Genomic DNA, 533 nt, shown 5'->3' with positions numbered 1-533 from the left:
TACCATTGTCCACGCCTTATGCCACGTGAGCCTTTCTGCTTTTCCCACCACTCCGGTGGTTTCCCTCTCTGTATGGTCGATTTTTAGGCACTGTTGCAAATATTCGGTGGTGATAAACTTATCATCCCCTTTTGCTGATGGAGCTGCACATGAACCCATTCAAAGGCCGGCATTTTCAGCGTGACATCATTCTGTGGGCCGTACGCTGGTACTGCAAATACGGCATCAGTTACCGTGAGCTGCAGGAGATGCTGGCTGAACGCGGAGTGAATGTCGATCACTCCACGATTTACCGCTGGGTTCAGCGTTATGCGCCTGAAATGGAAAAACGGCTGCGCTGGTACTGGCGTAACCCTTCCGATCTTTGCCCGTGGCACATGGATGAAACCTACGTGAAGGTCAATGGCCGCTGGGCGTATCTGTACCGGGCCGTCGACAGCCGGGGCCGCACTGTCGATTTTTATCTCTCCTCCCGTCGTAACAGCAAAGCTGCATACCGGTTTCTGGGTATAATCCTCAACAACGTGAAGAAG

Annotated in this window: 1 pseudogene; it reads left to right on the top strand. The window is 52.5% G+C overall.

Going from position 1 to position 533, the window contains the following annotated elements:
• Window positions 1–149: 149 nt before the first annotated feature.
• A pseudogene (locus ACLJTM_RS34635) lies at window positions 150–533 on the top strand (IS6-like element IS26 family transposase); the annotation flags it as partial.

Source organism: Streptomyces sp. cmx-4-9, from assembly GCF_046548835.1.
In the GTDB taxonomy this organism is placed as follows: domain Bacteria; phylum Actinomycetota; class Actinomycetes; order Streptomycetales; family Streptomycetaceae; genus Streptomyces.
Note: the sequence above shows the minus strand (reverse complement) of the source record. Positions and strands in the feature narration are given on the sequence as shown.